Consider the following 23,696-nt stretch of genomic DNA (forward strand, 5'->3'; position numbering starts at 1 on the left):
TCGCCGCAACATGTCCAAGCTCCGTCGCGCCATCGTCTGGCTGATCCTCTACACGCAGGTCTGGACGCCCGTGCTGGCGCAGGCCCTGCCCATCGCCGTGGACCGCGGCGCGCCGGGTCCGCGCCCCGTGATCGGCGTCAGCCGGGGCGTACCGGTGGTGCAGATCGCGCCGCCGTCCGCAGGCGGCGTATCGGACAACCGCTACACGCAGTTCAACGTCGGCGCCTCCGGCGTCGTGCTGAACAACAGCGGCGGCGCCAGCAGCACGCAATTGGCCGGGCAGATCGGCGGCAACCCCATGCTGGGCAACCGCCACGCGGCCACCATCCTGAACCAGGTCACCGCGCCCAATCCCTCGCAACTGCTGGGCACGCTGGAAGTCGCCGGCCGGCGCGCCAATGTCATCGTCGCCAACCCGGCCGGCATCACCTGCAAGGGCTGCGGCTTTCTGAACGCCGGGCGCGCCACGCTGGCCACCGGCAGGCCGACGGTCGGCCCGGACGGCGGCATCGGCCTGGACGTGGCGTCCGGCACGCTGCGCGTCGAAGGCGAGGGCCTGCTCGGGTCCAACCTGAAACAGCTCGACCTGATGGCGCGGTCGCTGGAGGTCCACGCCGGCATCTGGGCCGGGCAGCTGAACGTCACGGCGGGCGCGGCGCGCGTGGACTACGGCACGGGCGCGGTCACGGCGCGTCCGGGCGAGGGCCCCGCGCCGACCCTGGCGGTGGACACGGCGGCGCTGGGCGGCATGTACGCCAACAGCATCCGGCTGATCGGCACCGAGGCCGGCGTGGGCGTGAACGTGGGCGGCAATCTGGTGGCGCTCACGGGCCCGCTGGAACTGAACGCGGCCGGCGACGTAACGATCGCATCCGGCGGCACGCTGCAGTCCGCGCGCGAGCTGCGCGTGACGGCCGCGGGCGACCTGTCGGTCGAAGGCCGCGCGCAGGCCAAGGCGACGGCGACGCTGCGTGCGGGCGGCAAGGCCTCGGTATCGGGCGAGGCCTGGAGCGATGCGGACCTGGACATCCAGGTCGCGGGCGACCTCCGTCTGGACGGCAGCGCGCTGGCCGATGGCGGCGCCTTGCGCCTGGCCAGCGGCGGCGACCTGTGGCTGGCCGAAGGCAGCCGGGTCTGGGGGCGCGGCGTCCAGGCCACCGCCGGCCGCGGCCTGAGCGCCGACGGCAGGATCGGCGCGGCCGGCAGGCTCGACCTGTCCGCGGGAGGCGACGCGCGCATCGGCGCGGCGGGCGCGCTCGACGCGATGGACACGGCCCGCCTGCGCGCCGATGGCGACGTGACCTTCGCCGGTCAGCTGCGCGCCAATGGTGGCGCCGACGTCAATGCGGGCGGCGCGCTGCGCGTGCAGGGCCTGATCGGCTCGGCGCAGGGAACGCTGAACCTCGCGGCCGGCCAGGACCTGACGCTGGGCGAACGCAGCCACGTCTGGGCCGATGGCGCGCTCGACGCGCGCGCCGGCAATGACATCGAAACCGGCGGCACGCTGGCCGCGGGCGCCGCGATGACGCTGGCGGCCGGCCGCGACCTGCGGCTGGGCGGCACCGTCGCCGCGCTCGGCAAGCGCGGCCCCGGCAAGCTGGCCGCCTCCAGCGGGCGGGATCTGCGCGTCAGGCAGGACGCGCAGGTGCAGGCCGCGGACACGATGGATCTAGCCGCCGGCCGCGACCTGACCGTTGCCGGCACGGTGACCTCGATCAAGGCGCTGATGCTGGCCGCGGCGCGCAATGCGCGCGTGGACGGCACGGCGGCCAGCGATGCGGCCTTGATGCTGACGGCCCGCGGCATCACGGTCGGCGGCCAAGGGCGCATGCTGGCGGGCGAATCGCTAGGGCTGGATGCGGGCAAGGCGCTCGTCAACAACGGCCTGCTCGCTTCCAACGGCCGCGCTGTCCTGAACGCCGGCGCCACGCTGACCAATACCGGCACGGCGATGGCCGGCGGCGATCTCGACGTGCGCGCTGGACAGGCGCTGGACAACGCCGGCCGCCTGGTCGCCGGCGTGGACGCCAAGGGCAAGCTGACCCGGCCGGGCAGCGTGACGCTATCGGCGCAGACCATCGCGCATGCCGGCGCCACGCTGGCCGGCAAGGACGTGAAGGTCGTTGCCAAGGCGCTGAAGCTGGCGGGCGAACTCAGCGCCACTGGCGACGCCAGCGTTGAAGTGGACGACGAACTGGACAACGCCGGCGGCCTGATCGAGGCTGGCGGCAAGCTGGCCGTGTCGGCGGCCAAGCTGATCAATCGCGCCGCACCGCCTGCCGCCGACGCGCCGGCGCGCGGCCTGCAAGGCAAGGCGGTCGAGATACAGGCCGACGAGGTCGACAACCGGGGCGGCCTCATCCACGCCGCCCAGGACCTGAAGCTGCGGGTCCGCAAGCTCGACAACCGGGCCGACGGCGAACTGCTGGCCGGGCGCAACAACAACCTTGACGTTTCCGGCGCGCTGACCAACGACGGCCTGATCGACGGCGCCGCAACGGACATCACGGCGCCAGAGCTCATCAACCGCGGCCGCATCTACGGCGACGCCGTGTCGATCGGCGCGAAGAGCCTGCTCAACGACGCCACGGCCGTCATCGCCTCGCGCACCGACCTGGACCTGGGCGTCACCGAGCTGACCAATCGCGAGCACGCGCTGATCTACGCGGCCAGGGACCTGCGCATCGGCGGCGCGCGCGACGCCAAGGGCCGCGCCACGGGCCAGGCGCAATCGCTGCTGAACGCCTCGGCCACCATCGAGGCGGCGCGCGACGCCGATATCTCGGCCGTGCAGCTGCGCAACCGCAACGACCGCTACGCCAGCGAGACGGTGACCGTGTCGTCCACGCCCAAGGTGTATTACTCGCCGGCCGGCACGACCGACATGTACGACGCGCAGGACCACTGGCTGTGCGATGAGGTCACACCCATGTGCAGCAAGGACCCGGCCTGGCTGAACGACGACTCCGAACGCCAGTTCCTGCTGCCGTCCGAGCGATACCCGGCCGACCGCTACGGCCCGCCCTTCTTCTACGAGGAGGGCATGAAGGACAAGTCCGGCAGGAACGTGCCGATCTGGCTGTCCCATACCCCGGCCAGCGATGGCTGCTCCGGCGGAGACGAGGGGAACTGCTGGCCGCGCCCCGAACGGTTCCGCTATGCCAATGATGACAGCGTCTGGGGCACGTTCGGGGTGACGCCGCCGTCCGGTCCGATGCCCAAGTGGAACGGGCCGGAGGAGCCCTGCGAATGGCCCGCTGAAGCGTGCCGCGAGCAGACCGAACGCCGCAGGCAGTACGAGACCGCCTACGCCGAATTCAAGGCCCGCCACCTGGAGCTGGACAAGCACATCCGGGCCTTCAACCGCGACTTCGCCCGACGCCTGGTTGGCAACCTTACGTACTACCGGGTCACCGAGACCGTCACCGAAACGCGCACCACCTCGTCCGATCCGGCCCGGATCCTGGCCGGCGGCGCGATGCGGCTGAACGGCGAGGTCATCAACGATAAAAGCCGGATCGCCGCCGGCGGCGATCTGGCGGTGGAAGGACCGGCGGTGCGCAACATCGGCGCCAGCGGCCAGCGGGTCGTCACCCGCGAGGGCACCGCCACTTACTCCCGCACCCGCGGAGACCGCCGCCGGGAAACCACGGTCCCCTATGTCGCCACGCTGTCCAGCGAGTCCGTGGAGATGCCGGTGGGCACGGTAGGCGGCCACGCCCAGGTCGATCTGCGCGGCCGTGCGCCCGCGCCGGTCGAGGTGCGCAGCGTCTCGGGCTCGGCCGGCATCCCCGACAGCCAGCTGTTCACCGTGGACGGCCGCCCCGACGCGCCTTACCTCGTGGCCACCGACAAGCGATTCGCGGGCCGGGACCCGGCCGTGTCCAGCGACTATCTGCTGGAGCTGCTGCGCGGGGCCGGCGCAGCGGGGCCGGACGCGCGCTTCCTCACGCCCTCGGGCCAGCCGCGGCGCCTGGGCGACGGCCTGCATGAACAGCAGGCCGTGTCCGACCAGATCCTGGCCACCACCGGCCAGCGCTTCCTGGAGAACTACGGCAGCCAGGACGCGCAGTACAAGGCCCTGCTTGCCGCCGGCGCCCGGTTCGGGCGCGAACACGGACTCAAGCTCGGCGTCGCGCTGCCCGAGGCGCAGCAGCGCCAGTTGACGACCGACCTGGTCTGGCTGGTCGAACAGACCGTGACACTGCCCGACGGCACCACCCGCACGGTGCTGGCGCCGAAGGTCTACCTGCGGGTGCGCGAGGGCGACCTCAAGGGCGACGGCACGCTCATGGCGGGCCGTACGGTCCGTATCGCCGCGGACGGCGAGGTCGCCAACAGCGGCACGCTCGCCGCGCGCGAGGCCACCGTCGTCGGCGCCGGCCGCATCGTCAACCAGGCCGGCGGCACGATACAGGGCCGCCGCGTCGACCTCGACGCGCGCACGGACCTGAGCAATGTGGCCGCGCGCATCCAGGCCGGCACGGCGACGCTGCGCGCCGGGCGCGACCTCGCCCTGACTTCGACGGCGGAATCCGAGCAGAACGGCAACACCTGGGGCACGCATGTCAGCGGCGTGGCGCGGGTGGACGCCGACCGCCTGGCCATGCAGGCCGGGCGCGACCTGAGCCTGACCGCCGCGCAGGTGCGCGTGCAGGACGACGCGCGCCTGGAGGCCAGGCGCGACATCCGGTTCGACACGCTCACCGAGCGCCACGGCGAACGCATCGTCGCCGACAGGCGCAACCGCCACGACCTCGACACCCGCAAGGAGGTCGGCACGACACTGGCTGCCGGCGGCAACCTGACGGCGGTCGCCGGTCGCGACATCGACGCCCGCGCCGCCGACGTCACCGCCGGCAAGCATCTGGGCGTGGGCGCGCAGCGCGACATCAACCTGCGCGCGGGCGAACAGGCGGGCTCCGCGCGCGACGAAAGCTACTACAAGACCAGCGGCTTCTTCTCGTCCAAGACCACGCACACCATCCAGTCGATCGACTGGACCCGCGCCCAGGGCACGACCTTCACGGGCGAGACCGCCTCGCTGCTGGCCGGCCGCGACCTGAAGCTCGCTGGCGCCAACGCCGGCGCGCAGCAGGACCTGCTCCTGTTCGGCGGGCGCGACGTCGACATCGCCGCGGCCCGCAACACCCAGGACGACTACGACTACAGGATGGTCAAGAAGTCCGGCTTCGGCGCGCTGGGCGGCCTGAGCATCGGCACGCGCAGGCAGACCGACGCCATCGACAGCAAGACGGCCTTGTCGGCCGCCAGCACCGTGGGCAGCGTCGAAGGCGACACCCGGATCGCCGCCGGCGACCGGCTCGACATCGTCGCCAGCAAGGTGCTGGCGCCCCAGGGCAGCGTCAGCCTGAGCGGCAAACAGGTAAATATCGGCGCCGCGCTGGACACGTCCCGCGAACGCGAGGTCCATGAGATCAAGCAGTCGGGCCTGTCCATCACGGCCAGCAACCCCGTGATCGGCGCGGTGCAGACCGGCCGGCGCATGACGGAGGCCGCCGGCAAGGTCGACAACCCGGTGATGCAGGGCCTGGCCGGCGCCACCACGGGCCTGGCCGCCGTCAATGCCTACGACGCCCTGCAACAGGCGCGCGGCGCGCTCGACGCCAGCGCGCTGCAGCAGGCCGGCGGCGTGAGCATCCAGCTGAGCCTGGGCGCGAGCCAAAGCCGCAGCACCACCGACCGCACCACGACCCGCGCGGCCGGCTCGCGCATCGAGGCCGACCGGGACGTGCGCGTCATCGCGCAAGGCGCGGGCCGTGACGCCGACATCACGGTCACCGGCTCGACCCTGTCGGCCGGCGGCAACGCCATGCTCCAGGCCGAAGGCGACGTCCTGCTGCAGGCCGCGAGCAACACCGTCGAACAGAAGACCGACAGCCGCAGCAGCAGCGCCAGCATCGGCCTGGGGCTGGGCCTGGGCGCCGTCAACAGCGGCGTCACGCTGGAGCTGGGCGCTTCCGCGAGCCGGGGCCGCGCCGATGGACGCGACCAGCGCGCCACCCCCAGCCGCGTCACCGCCGGCGACACGCTGGCGCTGCAATCCGGCGGCGACACCACGCTGCACGGCGCATCCGGCGCCGCGCAACGCATCGTCGTCTCGGCCGGCGACGAGCTGCTGCTGCAAAGCCCGCAGGACAGCAGCCAGTACCAGGCGCAGAACCGGAGCGCGGGCATCGGCGCCTCGATCTGCCTGAGCGGAACCTGCGTCAGCAGCATCAGCGCCAACGCCGGCGCGGGCCGGATGCAAAGCGACTTCCAGGCCGTCTCCGAGCAGACGGGGCTGCGGGCCGGCGACGGCGGCTTCCAGATCGTGGTCAAGCGCGGCGCCACGCTGATCGGCAGCGTCATCGCCAGCGGCGACCAGGCCGTGGCCGACGCGCTGAACCAGCTGAACACCGGCACGCTGGTCGCGCAGGACCTGGAGAACCGAGCCGACTACAACGCCAGCCAGGTCGCGCTAGGAGGAGGCGTCGCCCTGGGCGACGGCAAGGCCGGCATCAATGCGCCGGTGGCGCTGGGCGCCCAAGGCAGCGCCAGCTCGACCACGCAAAGCGCGATCGGCGCCGGCCGCATCGTCATCCGCGACGCGGCCGCGCAGCAGGAGCTGACCGGCATGACGCCGTCGCAGACGATCGCGTCGCTGAACCGCGACACGGCCGGCGCGCACAACGCGCTGCAGCCGATCTTCGACAAGGAAAAGATCGAGGCGGGTTTCGAGATCGCCTCGGAAGCCAGCCGGCAGGTGGGGCAGTTGCTGGCGAATCGGGCGCAGGAGGCCGATGCGCTCAAGAAGGCGATCGATGTCGAAACGAATGCCGAACGCAAGAGGCAGTTGGAACTTCAGTACGACGCGGCCGCCAAGTGGGGGCCAGGAGGCGCCTATCGGCAAGGATTGACGGCCGTGACTATGGCGGCAGGGGGAAATGTCACCGGACCCGCAGGCGAGTTTGTGCAGGCGGCGGCGGTGAACTACCTGCAAGGTTTGGGCGCAGCCAAGATCAAGGAACTCTCCCCATTGCTGGGCGGCGAGGGTTCGCCCGGCCAGATCGCGTTGCACGCGCTCTTGGGGTGCGCCGGCACTGCGGCGAAAAGCAACGGGTGCGCGCAAGGCGTTGCAGGCGCATCGGCTGGCATCGTCCTCAACCAACTCATCGATCAGGCGTTCGGGAAACCTGCGGCGAAGCTGGACTCCGCTGAGCGCGAGGCGCGGATCAATGCAGTGACTAGCATTGTCGCCGGCTTGACGGCAACGCTGGACCCGAAAGCCGTAGCCTCGGTCAATGAGGCGGCGCGGTTGGAACTGGAAAACAACACGCTGAAAGACCCCGCCGCAGTGCACACGGAGCGGTTCAAAGAAAAGCTCGACCGGCTAGCGGGTTGTGTGAGTGAGGACAGTTGCCAGGACGCAATACGTTTCCTGAGCGCATCCATCGATGTCATCGACAACAAGAATGTCCCCGCCTGCAATGGCGACAAGACTTGCCTGCAAGACAGGGCGCTTGAACGCCAGCGGTATCTGGAAGCGTATCAAGAAGCGGCCACCCGGCTAAGCGACCGAACCATCGCAGGCATGCAGTACCTGGAGTCGCTGGAAGAGTCCAGGCAATACCGCCCGCATGAGTTGAAAGCAGCTCTTGAACGGCTGCAGCAGAATCAGTCGGATCCGAGCCGGGCTGTCGACCGGTATGTGATTGAAACCTTGGTCAAAGCGCCGGCCGTCTTTGCGGCGGTCAAGGGCGTAAGCCCGATAGACAGTGACGGAGGTGGTGCGGGAGGGATACCCAAAGGCAGTGCTCCCAAGGGGAAGCAGGGGCAAGAAGCGAGCGGCAAGGTGATCCCTCCTAAAATGGATCGCCCGTTCCGGCCGGTCAATCCTGATTTTCCTCCTAATGAAGCAGTTGTTAATGCAATGCAGCGGCCAGAAATAAGAAAGATGGCGGAAAACTGCCACAACGTAGATTGCTCTGAATTGGCGGGGGAGTTGCTGAAAAGATCTGGAGGAGTTGGAAAAATAATCGAAGTGAGACCCAAGATAAAATACGGATTGAATGTTCTTGAAAATGGATATATCGAGAGAAATCTCGGCTATCATCAGATTTATACTGACGGACGATATGTCTATGATCCTCGGCTGTCCCTCGAGCCTGTGCCTAAGGGTGATTGGGAAGCGTATATGAAGAAACTAAACCCGGGAGGGTTTATCATTTCCGACGAATTGCGGGGGTTGAAATGAAAATTCCAATTCCAAAAGATGAATGCCGTCAGCTTGTGGATTTTATAGAATCGCTGGGTCCAACTGAATGGCGAAAATCGACGGCGAGTGAGTATGTTATTCGGTCAGCCGTGGGGTGGGAGATTGGAAGTCAAATTGAATGCCCTCCGGAAATATTGTTTCGGTTCGAACAGGATAAGCCAGAAGTCATATCCCTGCTCCGGGGGGCTATTTTAAGTTATAGAGGAATGGTAAGTTGGGTTCTGCAGGACTTCGACCGTGGGTCCGGGAGGCGTTCGAACTGGGTAATAATGCCCCGTCGCCTTTTGGAGGTTGAGCAGAAGGCGCAGGATCTAGAGATTTCTCCAAGAAAGTACATGACGAGGTATGAACCAGAGTTTGGAGCTATTGCATATCGGGATATGGCTGGATTGACTGAACATGTGCTCAATTTTTTCGAGCACCTAGACTCCAAGAAACCAGAAAGTTGAACAGGCCGGAGAAGAAAACTTTATGGTCAATGAGAAATTTCGAGCATAGCCGCCGATAAATCAAATCAACGGGTGGTTGTTGCCGAAGGTTTTTGGCTTACGAGCATTTCTGCAGAGGACGTGCAGGGACTTTCCGACGGAGCCATATCCTGGGCTCAATCCCAGGACCTAGGCGCTGGATTGTCGGCCTATAGAAATTTGCCGACTGACGCTAAAGGTGAAATGCCCCTTCGTCATCTCGCTGCCTTGGCGATCGCCGGTGATGTCGAACGCCTGAACAGCTACAAGAACAGTTTTGAAAAGGGCGACAGACTCGGATTCGTGCCCTACATCACTGTAGACATGATCGATCGAGCGATCCTGATCGCTCAAAAAAAAACGTGAAATCATCGAAGAATAGCCAGGATTCAATCTGATTCCTGCGTGAGACTGTGGCAGTCAAGCGGATAAGCTAAAAAGGCAGTGCGAGACGGATGGCTTAGCGGATGCAAAGGCAGGCTGCCAACGCTTATGATCGGTCCGCACATCACTCAGAAATTCCCGCAAGCAAACGACGGTAATTCGATCCCAAGCAGAGAGCTCGTTCAGAAATTCGGTCTTATTCCCGACGATTCGCCAAGAGGGTAGGGCTATTCTGAAGGCATTCATATCGATGCCTAACCATTCTTGAATCAATTCTTGAAATGAACGGGGCCATTCAAAAGCTGTGGGCGGAGGTCAAGGCGAATAGGGATTTCATTTTCGTGCAGACCCTATCGGGAAATGTCATTGCGCTTCCCGATCCCAAGGGAAAGAGTTTCTTTCTGTCGCCCGTATCCCCCGATAATGAATTGGGAGCGAGCCTGCTGCAGGCCCTGGCTGCAAGCCGAATGATCGACCCGGAGGACGAGCCAGGGTTTTTCGATGTCAAAGGCCGTGCCGCGGAAAAATACAACGAGTGGGTGGCGGCGACGATGGCAAGGTTTTCCTATAAAAGAAAGTCGGATCTCTTTGATCGGATGAAATTCTGCTTCGTGGACGTCGTGGAGGGCGTCCTGACCATATATCCCAGCCACCGCGACAGAAGGGGAGCGTGGACCAGCAAGGGGATAACGAAGGAACACCACGTCACGCTTGCCTATAACAGTTGTCCCGATGCGGTCGGTGCAGCGCTTCGTCTGGCCCTGGAACGTTGCAAGGGAAAGGTGTAGCCGGCGTGGCGGCTGCGTCGCCGGCCAGTCCGTCTCGCCGGCCCATCCTATATGCCTCAAAGCGATGAGCAACCAAATAATGATTCGTTCCGTTCAGATCGGCTAGCCCGCAAACTTGCTTCCACGTTGCTAGACACAGGGAGCAGGGATGTCTTTCAGGAAAGCCGGTTGGCTGGCCGCCGTGGCCGCCGTTACGTTGTCGTTCGCCGCCATCGCGCCCGTCCAGGCGCAGCAGAAGCAGACGCTGCTCAATGTCTCGTATGACCCGACCCGCGAGCTGTATCGCGCCATCGATACCGCGTTCGCCGATCAGTACAAAGAACAGGCCGGCGTCGAGCTGACCATACGCCAGTCGCACGGCGGCTCGGGCCGTCAGGCGCGCTCGGTCATCGACGGGCTGGAGGCCGACGTGGTGACGCTGGCCCTGGCCTATGACATCGACGCCATCGCGGACCGCGGGCTGCTGCCCGCCGACTGGCAGGCGCGCCTGCCGCAGAATAGTTCTCCCTATACCTCGACCATCGTGTTCCTGGTGCGCAAGGGCAATCCCAAGCAGATCAAGGACTGGGACGACCTGGTCAAGGACGGGGTGCAGGTGATTACGCCCAATCCCAAGACCTCGGGCGGGGCGCGCTGGAATTATCTGGCGGCCTGGGCCTATGCGCTGGAGAAGAACGGCGGCAGCGAGGAGCGCGCCCGGGCTTTCGTCGGCGATCTGCTGCGGCACGTGCCGGTGCTCGATACCGGCGCGCGCGGCGCCACCACCACCTTTGTGGAGCGCGGCGTGGGCGACGTGCTGCTGGCGTGGGAGAACGAGGCTTTTCTGGCGCTCGAGGAGCTGGGGCCGGACAAGTTCGACATCGTGGTGCCGTCCCTGTCGATCCTGGCCGAGCCGCCGGTCGCCGTGGTCGACAAGGTGGTGGACAGGAAGGGCACGCGCAAGGCGGCCCAGGCCTATCTGGAGTTCCTCTATACGCCGGCGGCCCAGGAAATCATCGCGAAGAATTACTACCGGCCCATCGATCCGGCCGTGGCGGCGAAATACGCGGACAAGTTTCCCAAGGTCAAGCTCGTGAACATCGACGACAAGATCTTCGGCGGCTGGCGCAAGGCGCAGAGGGACCACTTCAGCGACGGCGGCACGTTCGACCAGATTTACCTGCCGCAGAAGAAATAGGCGCATCGACCGGACCATGGCCATGACTTCTGCCGCCACTCATACGGCCAGCGCTGCGCCGGCCTTGTTCGCCGCGCGCCGGCGCAGCCCGGGCGTGCTGCCCGGCTTCGGCATCTCGATGGGCTATGCCGTGCTGTACCTCAGCGTGCTGGTGCTCATCCCGCTGGCGGCGCTGCCCATCCGCAGCGCGGCGCTGGGCTGGCAGGGGTTCTGGGACACGGTGGCCGCGCCGCGGGTGGTGGCCTCGTACCAGCTGACGTTCGGGGCTTCGCTGGTCGCGGCGCTGGTGAACCTGGTGTTCGGCACCATCGTGGCCTGGGTGCTGGTGCGCTACCGTTTTCCGGGCAAGAAGATCCTGGACGCGCTGGTGGACCTGCCGTTCGCGCTGCCCACGGCGGTAGCCGGTATCGCGCTGACCGCGCTGTATTCCGAGAAGGGCTGGCTGGGCGCGCCGCTGGCCGAATGGTTCGGCTGGAAGGTGGCGTTCACGCCGCTGGGCATCGTGGTGGCGCTGATTTTCATCGGCGTGCCGTTCGTGGTGCGCACGGTGCAGCCGGTGCTGGAGGACGTGGAGCGCGAGATCGAGGAAGCCGCCGCCAGCCTGGGCGCGAGCCGCTGGCAGACCATCCGCCGGGTGTTGTTTCCGATCCTGCTGCCCGCCCTGATGACGGGTTTCGCGCTGGCCTTCGCGCGCGCCATCGGGGAGTACGGATCGGTGGTGTTCATCGCCGGCAACATGCCCATGGTGTCGGAGATCACGCCGCTGCTCATCATCGCCAAGCTGGAGGAGTTCGACTACGCAGGGGCGGCCGCCATCGCGACCGTGATGCTGCTGCTGTCGTTCGCGCTGCTGCTGGTGATCAACCTGCTGCAAGGCTGGCAGTCGCGCCGCAATCTGGGGAGGCTGGCATGAGCGCATCGGACCGTCCCGCCCACCTGACCGAGCCGCGCTGGGCGCGCGGCCTGCTGCTGACCGTCGCGCTGGCGTTCCTGGCGCTGTTCCTGATCGTGCCCTTGGCGGCGGTGTTCGCCGAGGCCTTCAAGAAGGGCTGGGAGCTGTACCTGGCCGCCATCGTCGAGCCGGACGCGCTGGCCGCGATCCGCCTGACGCTGCTGGTGGCGGCGATCGCGCTGCCGCTGAACCTGGTGTTCGGGGTCGCGGCGGCGTGGGCGGTCACCAAGTTCCAGTTCCGGGGCAAGCAGTTCCTGATCACCTTGATCGATCTGCCGTTTTCGGTGTCGCCGGTGGTGGCCGGCCTGGTGTTCGTGCTGCTGTTCGGCTCGCAGGGCTGGTTCGGCGGCTGGCTGCAGGCGCATGACATCAAGATCGTCTACGCCGTGCCCGGCATCGTCCTGGCCTCGCTGTTCGTGACCTTTCCGTTCGTCGCGCGCGAGCTGATACCGCTGATGCAGGCGCAGGGCAGCGAGGAAGAACAGGCCGCGCTGACGCTGGGCGCCAGCGGCTGGCAGATCTTCTGGCGCGTGACGCTGCCGAACATCAAATGGGGCCTACTGTATGGCGCCATCCTGTGCAACGCGCGCGCCATGGGCGAGTTCGGCGCGGTGTCGGTGGTGTCCGGGCAGATCCGGGGGCTGACCAACACCATGACCCTGCACGTCGAGATTCTGTACAACGAATACCAGTACGCGGCGGCGTTCGCGGTGGCCTCGCTGCTGGCCTTGCTGGCGCTGGTGACGCTGGTGGCCAAGAACCTGGTCGAGTGGCGCAATGCGCGCCTGCTGCAGCCCGCCGGCCAGCCGGCCGAGCATCCCGGCCAGACGGCCCCCATCCAGCCGGCCGCCGCCTGAGACTGGCGGCCCACACGGAGACCAGAATGAGTATCGAAGTCCGCAACCTGTCCAAGCGCTTCGGCGAATTCCGCGCCTTGAACGACGTATCGCTGCACATCGAGACGGGCGAGCTGGTGGCGCTGCTGGGGCCTTCGGGCTGCGGCAAGACGACGCTGCTGCGCATCATCGCGGGGCTGGAGTCGGCCGACGCCGGCAGCGTGCTGTTCGCGGGCGAGGACGCCACGGCGGTGGACGTGCGCCGCCGCCAGGTCGGTTTCGTGTTCCAGCACTACGCGCTCTTCAAGCACATGACGGTGTTCGAGAACGTGGCTTTCGGGCTGCGCGTCAAGCACCGGTCGCAGCGTCCGCCCGAGGACCAGATCCGGCGCAAGGTGCACGACCTGCTGGGCCTGGTGCAGCTGGACTGGCTGGCCGACCGCTATCCGGCGCAGCTGTCCGGCGGCCAGCGCCAGCGCATCGCGCTGGCCCGCGCGCTGGCCGTGGAGCCCAGGGTGCTGCTGCTGGACGAACCTTTCGGCGCGCTGGACGCCAAGGTGCGCAAGGAACTGCGGCGCTGGCTGCGGCGGCTGCACGACGAGCTGCACGTGGCCAGCGTGTTCGTGACCCATGACCAGGAAGAAGCGCTGGAGGTGTCCGACCGCGTGGTGCTGATGAACGCCGGCCGCATCGAACAGGTGGGCACGCCGCGCGAGGTCTGGGAAGCGCCGGCCACGCCGTTCGTGTATGGCTTTCTGGGAGACGTGAATTCGCTGCAGGGCGTGGCCACGCGCGGGGTCTGGAGCGGCGCCGGCCTGTCGCTGCCCGCGCCCGAACTGGCCCAGGCCGAGAGCCAGCGCGCCACCGCCTACGTGCGGCCGCACGAATTCGACATCGAACGCTACCGCGCCGGCGCCGAGGGCATCGCGGTGCGCCTGTCGCACGCCTATCTGGCCGGGCCCAGCGCCTACCTGGAACTGGCGCGCGAGGACTCGGCGGCGCTGATCGAGGCCGAGGTGCCCGAGTCGCGATACCGCGAGCTGGGCCTGCGCGACGGCGAAATCCTTCTGGCGCGTCCGCGGCGGGCGCGCATTTTTGCGGTGCCGGCATGACGACTGAATTTTTTTCCCAACTGGAAGACGGGCTGGCCGCGCGCTGGCGCGAACTGAACCTGACCCTGGCCGACATCCGGCGCCGCTACCCCGATGCGGCGCTGGCCTCGTCGCTGGCCGCCGAGGACATGGTGCTGACGCACGCGCTGTACGCCGCCGGCTCGGACCTGGAAGTCTTTACGCTGGACACGGGCCGGCTGCATGCCGAAACGCTGGGCGTGCTGGACGCGGTGCGCGAGCGCTACGGACGCGAGGTGACCGTGTACCGTCCCGACGCCGAGGCCGTGGCGCGGCACGTGGCCGAGCACGGCGCCTATGCGTTCTACGAGAGTGTGGAACTGCGCAAAGCCTGTTGCGGCATTCGCAAGGTCGAACCGCTCAAGCGCGCGCTGGCCGGACGCGGCGCCTGGATCACGGGGCAGCGGCGCGCGCAGTCCACCACCCGCGGCGAACTGCCGCTGGAAGAGCGCGACGAGACCTTCGGCCTCTACAAGTTCAACCCGCTGGCCGAGTGGAGCGAGGAGGAGGTCTGGTCCCTCATCCGCGCTTTCGGCATTCCCTATAACCCGCTGCACGACCAGGGCTACCCGTCCATCGGCTGCGAGCCCTGTACGCGCGCCGTGCGGCCGGGCGAGGACCTGCGCGCCGGGCGCTGGTGGTGGGAGTCATCGGACTCCAAGGAATGCGGCCTGCATGCGGGCAACCGGGTCATCTCCGTCGTGGCGCGCGCCGAATGACGCCGCCCCTGAATTCGAAATCTGTTTTAGTGGAGTAGTCATGTCTGCCGTCATCCAACGCAGCCACCTGGATTGGCTGGAATCGGAAGCGATATTCATCCTGCGCGAGGTCGCCGCGGAAAGCGAAAAGCCGGTGCTGCTGTTTTCGGGCGGCAAGGATTCCGTGGTGCTGCTGCGCCTGGCGGAAAAGGCCTTTCGGCCCGGCCGCTTTCCGTTTCCCCTGATGCATATCGACACCGGGCACAACTTCGACGAGGTGATCGCTTTCCGCGACGCGCGCGCGGCCGAGCTGGGCGAGACCCTGATCGTGCGCAGCGTGGAGGACTCGATCGCGCGCGGCAGCGTGGTGCTGCGCCGCGAGACCGATTCGCGCAACGCGGCGCAGGCCGTGACGCTGCTGGAGGCGATCGAGGAATTCGGCTTCGACGCCTGCATCGGCGGGGCGCGGCGCGACGAGGAGAAGGCGCGCGCCAAGGAACGCATTTTTTCGTTCCGCGACGAGTTCGGCCAATGGGACCCCAAGGCCCAGCGTCCCGAGCTGTGGAACCTGTTCAACACCCGCGTGCACCGCGGCGAGAACATGCGCGTGTTCCCGATCTCGAACTGGACCGAGCTGGACGTCTGGCAGTACATCCAGCGCGAACGGCTGGCGCTGCCTTCCATCTATTACAGCCACGAGCGCGAAGTGGTGCGCCGCAAGGGCCTCTTGGTGCCGGTCACGCGGCTGACGCCGCCGCAGGAAGGCGAGCAGGTCGAGCGCCTGCCGGTGCGCTTTCGCACCGTGGGCGATATCTCCTGCACCTGCCCGGTGGCTTCCGAGGCCGCCGACCCGCTGGCCATCATCGCCGAGACCGCGGTGACCGACATCACCGAGCGCGGCGCCACCCGCATGGACGACCAGACTTCCGAGGCCTCGATGGAGCGCCGCAAGAAGGAAGGCTATTTCTGATCGCAAAGGACGCACATGAACGCACTGAACGAATCCTTTCTTTTTGGCGCCGACGCGGGCGTGCTGCGCCTGATCACCGCCGGGTCGGTGGACGACGGCAAGTCCACCCTGATCGGCCGCCTGCTGTACGACAGCAAGGGCGTGTTCGCCGACCAGCTCGACGCGATCTCGCGCGCCAAGCACAAGCGCGTGGCGGGCGACGGCATCGACTTCTCGCTGCTGACCGACGGCCTGGAGGCCGAGCGCGAGCAGGGCATCACCATCGACGTGGCCTACCGCTATTTCTCCACGCCGACCCGCAAATTCATCATCGCCGACGCGCCGGGCCACGAGCAGTACACGCGCAACATGGTGACCGGGGCGTCGACGGCGGACGTGGCCGTGATCCTGATCGACGCCACCCGCGCGGCCGACGGCCAGCTGCTGCCGCAGACCAAGCGCCACAGCACCATCGCGCGCCTGCTGGGCATCCGTCACATCGTGGTGGCGGTCAACAAGATGGACCTGGTGGACTGGGATCGCGCCGTGTTCGAACGCATCCGCGATGCCTATGCGGCGCTGGCCGCCAAGCTGGGCATCGCGCATTTCGACGCGCTGCCGCTGTCGGCGCTCAACGGCGACAACGTGGTCACGCTGTCTGCCAACACGCCATGGTACGAAGGGCAGCCCCTGCTGGCGCTGCTGGAATCGCTGGACCTGGCGGCCGACGGGCGCGCCGCGCCGCTGCGCCTGCCGGTGCAATGGGTCGCGCGTCATGACGGCGACCGCAAGGAAGACTTCCGCGGCTACGCCGGCCGCGTGGCCAGCGGCGTGCTGCGCCCGGGCGACGAGATCGCGGTGCAGCCTTCGGGCGTGACGGCCAGGGTGCGCGAGCTGCGCGCCTTCGACCGCCTGCTTGACGAGGCGGTGGCCGGCGATTCGATCACGCTGGTGCTGGACCGTGACGTGGACGTGTCGCGCGGCGACGTCATCGTGCACGCCGCGGCGCCCGCCACGGTTGCGCGCGAGTTCGAGGCCGAGCTGTGCTGGCTCGACGCGCAGGCCTTGAACCCGGCGCGCAAGTATCTGCTGAAGTCGGGCACGCGGCTGACGTCGGCGAAGATCCGCGCGGTGCTGTCGCATCGCGATATCCATGAGCTGCAGGAAGTGGAGAACACCGAAGGCACGCTGCGCATGAACGATATCGGCAGGGTCAGCTTCACCACGCGCGACGCGCTGGCGGTCGACCGTTATGCCGACGTGCCGGCGACCGGGGCGTTCATCCTGATCGACGAAGCCACGCACCAGACCGCCGCGGCGGGCATGCTGCGTTAGGCGGCGGGAGCGGCCGCTCGGCGGCGGCCCCACGGCCTCTATCCGCGCTGTTGTTTTTGTGCTAAACCTAGCATTGGCGCGGGTTTGCGGGCGATATCGCCTGATGAAATCGATTTGTCCTCCCGGCGCGGGCGTCTTGCGGTAAAGTGGGGTTGTCTTACGAGAAGGCTTTTGGTGCTTGTCAAAACCACTGTGTTTTTGTACAGTAGTTTTCATGGCACGCACCGATCATTCTTTTCCCGCCGGTTCTGGGTCCCCGGCTGCCGCCCCCGCCGCCTTGCGCGGTCGGGGTGCGGTTACTAATGTTCGGCATCGCTTTCAGCGCGATGACCGCGTGCAGGTCGACGACGGCTGGTCCGCCTCCGGATTGCCGGCCGATTTCGTAGACGCTGTCCCCGATAATTATTCCGACGCAGCCTCCACGGAAGCGCCTTCCCGGGTCATCCCCATCCTGCCCGACACGCGCCATGCGCCGGCCGCGCCCAAGACCACGGTCACGGCGGAACAGGCCCGCAAGATGCTGTCGCGCAACGATTCGCCCGACATTCCCTTCGACGCCGCGATCAACCCCTACCGCGGCTGCGAGCACGGCTGCGTGTATTGCTACGCCCGGCCCACGCATTCCTACCTGGGCTATTCGCCCGGGCTGGATTTCGAAACCCGGCTGGTGGCCAAGGCCAATGCGGTCCAGGCCCTGCGCGCCGAACTCAGCCGCCCCGGTTACAAGCCGTCGCCCATCAATATCGGGTCGGCCACCGATCCGTACCAGCCCATCGAGCGCGAGTGGCGCCTGACGCGCGGCCTGCTCGAACTCATGCTGGAAACCCGGCATCCGCTCACCATCGTCACCAAGAACGGCCTGGTCGCCCGCGACCTGGACCTGCTGGCGGCCCTGGCCGAACAAAAACTGGTGGTGGTCTACATGAGCATCACCACGCTGGACGCCGCCATGGCCCGCACGCTGGAGCCCCGCGCCGCCGCGCCCTGGCGCCGCCTGGAGGCCGTGCGCAGCCTGACCGACGCCGGCGTGCCCGTGGGGGTGCTGGTGGCGCCGGTCATTCCGTTCATCAACGACGAATCCATGGAGCACATCCTCCAGGAGTCCAAGGCGGCCGGCGCCCATTACGCCAGCTACACCGTCCTGCGCCTGCCGTGGGAGGTCAAGACCCTGTTCGAGGACTGGCTCAACGTCCATTTTCCCGACCGCGCCCAGCGTGTGCTGCACCGCGTCGAAGACCTGCGCAACGGCCGCCGCAACGATCCCAATTTCGGTTCGCGCATGCGCGGAACCGGCGTCTGGGCCGACCTGCTGCGCCAGCGTTTTGCCGTCGCCACGCGCAAGCTGGGCCTGAACCGGCACCGGCTGGCCCTGGATTGCAGTCGCTTCCTGCGCCCGGCCGGCGCGCAGGCGGGCGCAGATTTCCCTCTATCCCCGGCTGGCGCGCAAGCGTCTTCAGGGGTCCCCGTTTCCCACGTATCGCCCCGTCGCGGTTCGCCCCGTCACGTATCGCCCGCGGCCGCAGGCCAGTTGTCATTGTTCGATTGACCGCGGGCTGTCGCCGCGGAGGGTTGCCCGGGCGCCTGCCCAGGCGCTGGATCGTCTTTTCAAGGAGTTCATATGAACACCGCCGATATTTCCGTCCTGCCGGACGAGCTTGCCGTCTCGCTGAATCCGCTGCGCCGTGGCGCGCAGCGCGCCCGCATGGTCTGCGCCCGGCTGGCGGGCCTGGCCTCGCCCTGGGACGCGTCCCTGTCGGAAGGCGGCGCGCGCCGGCGTGCGCGCCCCGGTTCCATGCCGGCTCGCTGGCCGTTCCCGCCGGCGCCGGCCGAAGCGGGCGTGCAGACGCCGCCGGCCGCGCCTGCCGCGGCCCCCACGCCCGTCGGCCGTCCCGCCGCAGCCCCGGCCGCGCGCGATCACAGCCTGGGCAACGCCACGGTCGAGCCCGTTACGGCGCGGGTCACCCGCAAGCAGATGGTGGTGGACGTGATCATGGTGCTGGCCTGGGGCGCCATCATTCCCGGGCTGATGTGGCTGGGCGCGGCCGCCGGCTTTTGATCGGCCCGGCGGCTCAGGTGGAACCCAGCAGCACCACGCCCACCAGTATGGACAAACAGCCGGCCAGGCGGCCCGGCCCGACTTTTTCGCGCAGCAGGAACATGCCCGCCAGGGTGCCCAGCATCATGGACATTTCCCGCGCAGGCGCCACCAGGCTCAGCGGCGCGCCGTTGCGCAAGGCGTACAGCACCAGGATGTAGCCCAGCGGCGACAGCAGGCCCACCGCCAGCGCCAGGTGCCAATGGCCGCGCATGGAATCCCAGGCCTGGGCCCGGCGGCTCAGCATGTGGGGCGTCATCATGGTCGTGCGGGTCACGCAGGTGAACCAGTCGAACAGCACCGGGCTGATCAGCAGCACCTTTACGCCGTAGGCGTCCACCACGGTATAGGCCGCGATGAAAAGGCCGATCACCATGCCCCAGCGCACGCCGATCCAGGCCTGGGCCTGCTTGAAGATGGCCAGCCGGCCCTGGGTGGCGATCAGCAGCACGCCGATCACCACGCACAGCATGCCGGCGATGCCGGTGCCGGTGGCGGGTTCGCCCAGCAGCAGGAAGGCGCCGGTGGTCGACAGCAGCGGGCCGGTGCCCCGGGCGATCGGATACACCACCGACAGGTCCGCCACCTGATAGCCGCGCTGCAGGCACAGGCTGTAGCCCAGGTGCAACAGGCTCGAAGTCAGGATGGCGCCCACCACGGGCCAGGTCCAGGTCATGCCGTCGTGCATCAGCACCCAGATCACCCACGGCGCGTACAGCACCGAAGCGCACAGCCCGTAGGCGAACACGAAGGGCGCGCCCACCATGGCCGCGCGCTTGGCGAGCAGATTCCACGTTGCGTGGGCCATCGCCGCCAGGACGACCAAAAGCAGGGACGAGTACGACATGTAGGGAGCCGCGCCGTGTGACGTGTTTGTTACAGAGAGTGGAAGCGTACAGCAAAGCTGCGGCGCACGCATATTCTACCCAGCGTGTTTTGGGATTTTTGGTGTAGAATCATTGGTTTGCCAAATCTCATCCTCTGCTTGCGGCAAGAGTGGGGCGGGGCCACAGGCCCGGGCTCACAGGCACGCGGCTTCTTTCGAGCGTCTTTTTTGCATCGTCAGGAGCCCGCGCGCAAACAATATCGGACGGCAAATTCAGTCCGCAATGACACGATGATCTAGGAGTTCTCATGAACCTTATCGCTATCCTGGAACAGGAAGAAATCGCCCGCCTGACCGGCGGTGTGGCCAAGCCTGAATTTGCTCCCGGTGACACCGTCATCGTGAGCGTGAACGTCGTTGAAGGCACCCGCAAGCGCGTGCAGGCCTTCGAAGGCGTCGTCATCGCCAAGCGCAACCGCGGCCTGAACTCCGCGTTCACCGTGCGCAAGATTTCGTCGGGTGAAGCCGTGGAACGTACGTTCCAGCTGTACTCGCCGCAAATCGCCGGCATCGAAGTCAAGCGCCGCGGCGACGTGCGCCGCGCCAAGCTGTACTACCTGCGCAACCGCTCGGGCAAGTCGGCGCGTATCAAGGAAAAGCTGGTCAGCAAGCAAGCCTCGGCGGCTTGATCGCTTATCGGCACACGGCCCTACCAGTGTCGGACGCTCACGCCCTCCCGCGTTTTCGTCCGGCACGGGTTTCCGGGTTAAAAAGGCACCTGCGAGGGTGCCTTTTTCTTTTCAAAAAGCCGTATGTCTGATTCCTCGTCTTCTCCGCGGCCACGCCGGCCGTTGGCGCGTCCCGGCTTCGATCCGGCGACGCAACCGTGGGTGACGGCCAACGAGGCCCTGCCCGCCGTGCCCGCCAGTCTGCTGACGCCCGACCGCTTGCGCGGCACGCTCAGCCAGCCGTCGACCTGGACGCTGGAACTGTCGCGCGATACCGACCTGCGCTATCCGGGCCGCGAAGGCGTGCCGGTGCCGGCCGCGGTGCTGATTCCGCTGGTGGCCCGCGACAACGGCGTGTCCATCATGCTCACGCAGCGCGCCGCCCACCTGCACGACCATGCCGGCCAGATCAGTTTTCCGGGTGGGCGCATCGAACTCAGCGACGCCACGCCGCAGGCCGCCGCGCTGCGCGAGGCCGAAGAAGAAACCGGCCTGCCGGCCAGCCACGTGGAGGTGCTGGGCAGCATGCCGCCTTATCTGACGGCCACCGGTTTTTCCATCATTCCCGTGGTGTCGCTTGTGCGCCCGGGCTTCGATCTGGCGCCCGACGCCTTCGAGGTGGCCGAGGTGTTCGAAGTGCCGCTGCCGTTCCTGATGGACCCGGCCAACCACCGCCTGTACCAGGCCCGGCTGGACGACGGCCGGGTACGCCAGTACTACGGCATGCCCTATGGCAAGCATTTCATCTGGGGCGCCACCGCCGGCATGCTGCGCAACCTGTATCACCTGGTGCGCCACGGCTTCGAGCCGCGCTGACGGGGCGCCGGGGCGCCGGCAAGGCTAATAGCGCTGCTGGCCCGCCAGGTTTTCTTCGAGGATGCGCTGGTACAGGGCGTAGCGCGAGGGATCGATGGCGCCGGCCTGCAAGGCGGCGACCACGCCGCAGCCCGGTTCGTGCCGGTGGGTGCAGTTGTAGAAGCGGCACTGCTCGATGGGGCCGGTGAATTCCGGGAACCCGCGGATGATGTCCTCGCGGCTCAGGTGCTGCAGGCCGAAGGCCTGGAATCCCGGCGAATCGATCAGGTCGCCGCCCGGCGCGGGCAGGTGGTAGAGCCGCGTGCTGGTGGTGGTGTGCTTGCCCATGTCCAGCGCGGTGGAGTGTTCGCGGGTGGGCGCGGCCGCGTCCGGCACCAGCGCGTTCAGCAGCGTCGATTTGCCCATGCCGCTTTGCCCCAGCAGCAGGCTGGTGTGCCCGGCCAGGCGCGGCGCGAGCAGGGTGTGCACCTTGTCGGGTTCCAGCGCGCTCAGTTCGATGATGTCCACCCCCAGCGCCGCGATGGGCGCCAGGCGCGCGCGCGCCGCCGGCAGTTCGTCGGCCAGATCGGTCTTGTTCAGCACGATGATGGGGGCGATGCCGGCGCTCCAGGCCCCGGCCAGGGCGCGGCCGGTCAGGTCGTCCGAGAACGTGGGCTGCACCGCGACCACGATCAGCAGCTGGTCCACGTTGGAGGCGAACTGTTTGGAGCGCATCTCGTCGGACCGGTAGAGCAGATTGCGCCGCGGCAGGATGGCGTCGATCGCGCCTTCGTCCTTGCCCTGGGGCGTGATGCGCACGCGGTCGCCGACGGCGGCGCCGGCCTTCTTGCCGCGCGGAAAGCATTTGCGCAGCGTGCCGTCGGCCAGCTCGACCGTGTAGTGGCGGCCGTGGGCCGCGATGATGCGGCCTTCGTTCGGCCCGGGGGCCGGCTCTGCGTGGTTTACGCCCTTGGGGCGGCCCGGGCCGCTCATGCAGCGGCCGCCGTCAGGTGGCGGATGCGCACGGCGGCGGGGGGATGGCTGTCGTAGAAGGCGGAATGCACGGGATCGGGCGTCAGGGTGGCGGCGTTGTCGTCGTAGAGTTTGACCAGCGCGGAGACCAGGCGTTCGGCCGAACTCTGTTCGGCCGCGTAGCGGTCCGCCTCGAATTCGTCGCGCCGCGAGTACCAGCTGGCCAGCGGGGTAAGCATGAAGGTGAACACGGGGATCACCAGGAAAAACAGCAGCAGCGCCATCGCGTCGTTGCGTCCGCCCAGCTGCGGCAGCACGCCCAGCCCGACGTAGAACCAGGGCTGCTGGGAGACCCAGCCCAGGATGGCGAAGAACACCAGCGCCGCGGCGAAACTGAACAGCACGCGCTTGATGATGTGGCGCTTGGCGAAATGGCCCAGCTCGTGGGCCAGCACGGCCTCGATTTCGTCGCCGTTCAGGCGCGCCAGCAGGGTGTCGAAGAACACGATGCGGCGCGAGCGCCCGAAGCCCGTGAAATAGGCGTTGCCATGGGCCGAGCGGCGCGAGCCGTCCATCACGAACAGCCCGTTGAGCGCGAAGCCGCAGCGCTGCGCCAGGCGCTGGATGCGCCCGGCCAGCTCCGGATCGGACAGCGGGGTGAATTTGTTGAAGAGCGGAGCGATGAACATCGGGTAGATGACCAGCAGCGCCAGGTTGAACGCCGTCCAGAGCGCCCAGGCCCAGATCCACCAGTACGCGCCCGCGCTGCCCATCAGCCACAGCACCGCGGCCGCCAGCGGCAGGCCCAGCACCGCGGCCACGGCCAGCCCCTTGATGGCGTCGGCCGCGAACAGCCGCGGCGTCATGCGATTGAAGCCGAAGCGGGCCTCCAGCCGGAACTGCCGCCACAGGGTGAAGGGCAGCCCCAGCAGGCCCAGCAGCAGGGCAACCGCAACCAACAACAGCATCTGCCTGACGAAGTCGTTGCTGGTAAGCTGGGCCATCGCCAGGTCGATGAACTGCAGCCCGCCCATCAGGGTCAGGCACACCAGCAGGATGGCGTCGTAAGTGCGTTCCAGCATGCCCAGCTTGACCCGCGCCACGGTGTAGTCGGCCGCGCGCTGGTGGCTGGCCAGCCCGATCCGGTGGGAAAACTCGGACGGCACCTGGTCGCGGTTGCGCGCGACGTGACGGATCTGCCGCGACGCCAGCCACAGGCGCACGGCGATATCGGTCAGCAGGAAGGCAACGAACAGCAGAGTGAACATGGATATTGCGGTGGACTC

At 67.4% G+C, this 23,696-nt stretch carries 17 protein-coding genes; 14 read left to right on the forward strand and 3 right to left on the reverse strand.

The annotated features are described in order from the left end of the window. Positions 1-10: 10 nt before the first annotated feature. The 12 genes from A6B37_RS25505 (at position 11) to A6B37_RS26140 (ending at position 19,050) form a co-directional block, all read left to right on the forward strand. Entirely contained in the window at positions 11-8,257 is an 8,247-nt protein-coding gene (locus A6B37_RS25505; protein ID WP_111827293.1) for a hemagglutinin repeat-containing protein, read from the forward strand. A gap of 590 nt (positions 8,258-8,847) precedes the next feature. After that, positions 8,848-9,111 carry a hypothetical protein gene (locus tag A6B37_RS25510; RefSeq protein WP_210405823.1) on the forward strand — a complete coding sequence of 88 codons (264 nt, stop codon included), beginning with the start codon at positions 8,848-8,850 and terminating at the stop codon, positions 9,109-9,111. A 299-nt stretch (positions 9,112-9,410) separates the two neighbouring features. Beyond that, complete coding sequence (locus A6B37_RS25515) at positions 9,411-9,917, forward strand: contact-dependent growth inhibition system immunity protein (protein WP_111827294.1); 507 nt, start codon at positions 9,411-9,413, stop codon at positions 9,915-9,917. A 148-nt stretch (positions 9,918-10,065) separates the two neighbouring features. Further along, on the forward strand, positions 10,066-11,094 hold the full coding sequence (locus A6B37_RS25520; protein ID WP_111827295.1) for a sulfate ABC transporter substrate-binding protein: 1,029 nt from the start codon (positions 10,066-10,068) through the stop codon (positions 11,092-11,094). Between the two features lie 22 nt (positions 11,095-11,116). Next, complete coding sequence (gene cysT, locus A6B37_RS25525) at positions 11,117-12,007, forward strand: sulfate ABC transporter permease subunit CysT (RefSeq protein ID WP_102774956.1); 891 nt, start codon at positions 11,117-11,119, stop codon at positions 12,005-12,007. Further along, a complete protein-coding gene (cysW, locus tag A6B37_RS25530; protein WP_102774862.1) occupies positions 12,004-12,903 on the forward strand; it encodes a sulfate ABC transporter permease subunit CysW in 900 nt (299 codons plus the stop codon). The genes cysT and cysW overlap by 4 nt, the downstream gene beginning before the upstream one ends. A gap of 26 nt (positions 12,904-12,929) precedes the next feature. Further along, on the forward strand, positions 12,930-13,994 hold the full coding sequence (locus A6B37_RS25535; protein WP_102774861.1) for a sulfate ABC transporter ATP-binding protein: 1,065 nt from the start codon (positions 12,930-12,932) through the stop codon (positions 13,992-13,994). Continuing rightward, positions 13,991-14,731 (forward strand): phosphoadenylyl-sulfate reductase, encoded by a 741-nt coding sequence (locus A6B37_RS25540; protein ID WP_111827296.1) that lies wholly within the window; start codon positions 13,991-13,993, stop codon positions 14,729-14,731. The genes A6B37_RS25535 and A6B37_RS25540 overlap by 4 nt, the downstream gene beginning before the upstream one ends. A 40-nt stretch (positions 14,732-14,771) precedes the next feature. Beyond that, entirely contained in the window at positions 14,772-15,680 is a 909-nt protein-coding gene (gene cysD, locus A6B37_RS25545) for a sulfate adenylyltransferase subunit CysD (RefSeq protein ID WP_102774859.1), read from the forward strand. A gap of 15 nt (positions 15,681-15,695) precedes the next feature. Then, on the forward strand, positions 15,696-16,994 hold the full coding sequence (locus tag A6B37_RS25550; protein ID WP_111827297.1) for a GTP-binding protein: 1,299 nt from the start codon (positions 15,696-15,698) through the stop codon (positions 16,992-16,994). Positions 16,995-17,208: 214 nt separating this feature from the next. After that, positions 17,209-18,540 (forward strand): PA0069 family radical SAM protein, encoded by a 1,332-nt coding sequence (locus tag A6B37_RS25555; RefSeq protein ID WP_246842579.1) that lies wholly within the window; start codon positions 17,209-17,211, stop codon positions 18,538-18,540. Between the two features lie 72 nt (positions 18,541-18,612). Continuing rightward, positions 18,613-19,050, forward strand: a complete 438-nt coding sequence (locus A6B37_RS26140; RefSeq protein WP_168202336.1) for a hypothetical protein — start codon at positions 18,613-18,615, stop codon at positions 19,048-19,050. Positions 19,051-19,063: 13 nt separating this feature from the next. On the opposite strand, the gene A6B37_RS25565 is transcribed toward A6B37_RS26140, so the two are convergent. Beyond that, a complete protein-coding gene (locus A6B37_RS25565; protein WP_111827300.1) occupies positions 19,064-19,936 on the reverse strand; it encodes a DMT family transporter in 873 nt (290 codons plus the stop codon). 287 nt (positions 19,937-20,223) lie between these two features. On the opposite strand from A6B37_RS25565, the gene rplS reads away from it, so the two are divergent. Next, positions 20,224-20,604 (forward strand): 50S ribosomal protein L19, encoded by a 381-nt coding sequence (rplS, locus tag A6B37_RS25570; RefSeq protein ID WP_043543023.1) that lies wholly within the window; start codon positions 20,224-20,226, stop codon positions 20,602-20,604. A 123-nt stretch (positions 20,605-20,727) separates the two neighbouring features. Then, positions 20,728-21,459, forward strand: coding sequence for a CoA pyrophosphatase (locus A6B37_RS25575; RefSeq protein WP_102774854.1), 732 nt, complete (start codon positions 20,728-20,730; stop codon positions 21,457-21,459). Positions 21,460-21,483: 24 nt separating this feature from the next. On the opposite strand, the gene rsgA is transcribed toward A6B37_RS25575, so the two are convergent. Beyond that, the gene (gene rsgA / locus A6B37_RS25580) at positions 21,484-22,431 is read right to left on the reverse strand and encodes a ribosome small subunit-dependent GTPase A (protein WP_102774853.1); all 948 of its coding nucleotides are present in this window, start codon (positions 22,429-22,431) and stop codon (positions 21,484-21,486) included. Then, positions 22,428-23,678 carry a M48 family metallopeptidase gene (locus tag A6B37_RS25585; protein ID WP_111827301.1) on the reverse strand — a complete coding sequence of 417 codons (1,251 nt, stop codon included), beginning with the start codon at positions 23,676-23,678 and terminating at the stop codon, positions 22,428-22,430. Before A6B37_RS25585 ends, rsgA begins: the two co-directional genes overlap by 4 nt. Positions 23,679-23,696: the final 18 nt, after the last annotated feature.

The sequence above is a fragment of the Achromobacter sp. HZ01 genome, assembly GCF_003267925.1.
Classification (GTDB): Bacteria; Pseudomonadota; Gammaproteobacteria; order Burkholderiales; family Burkholderiaceae_B; genus Achromobacter; species Achromobacter pulmonis_A.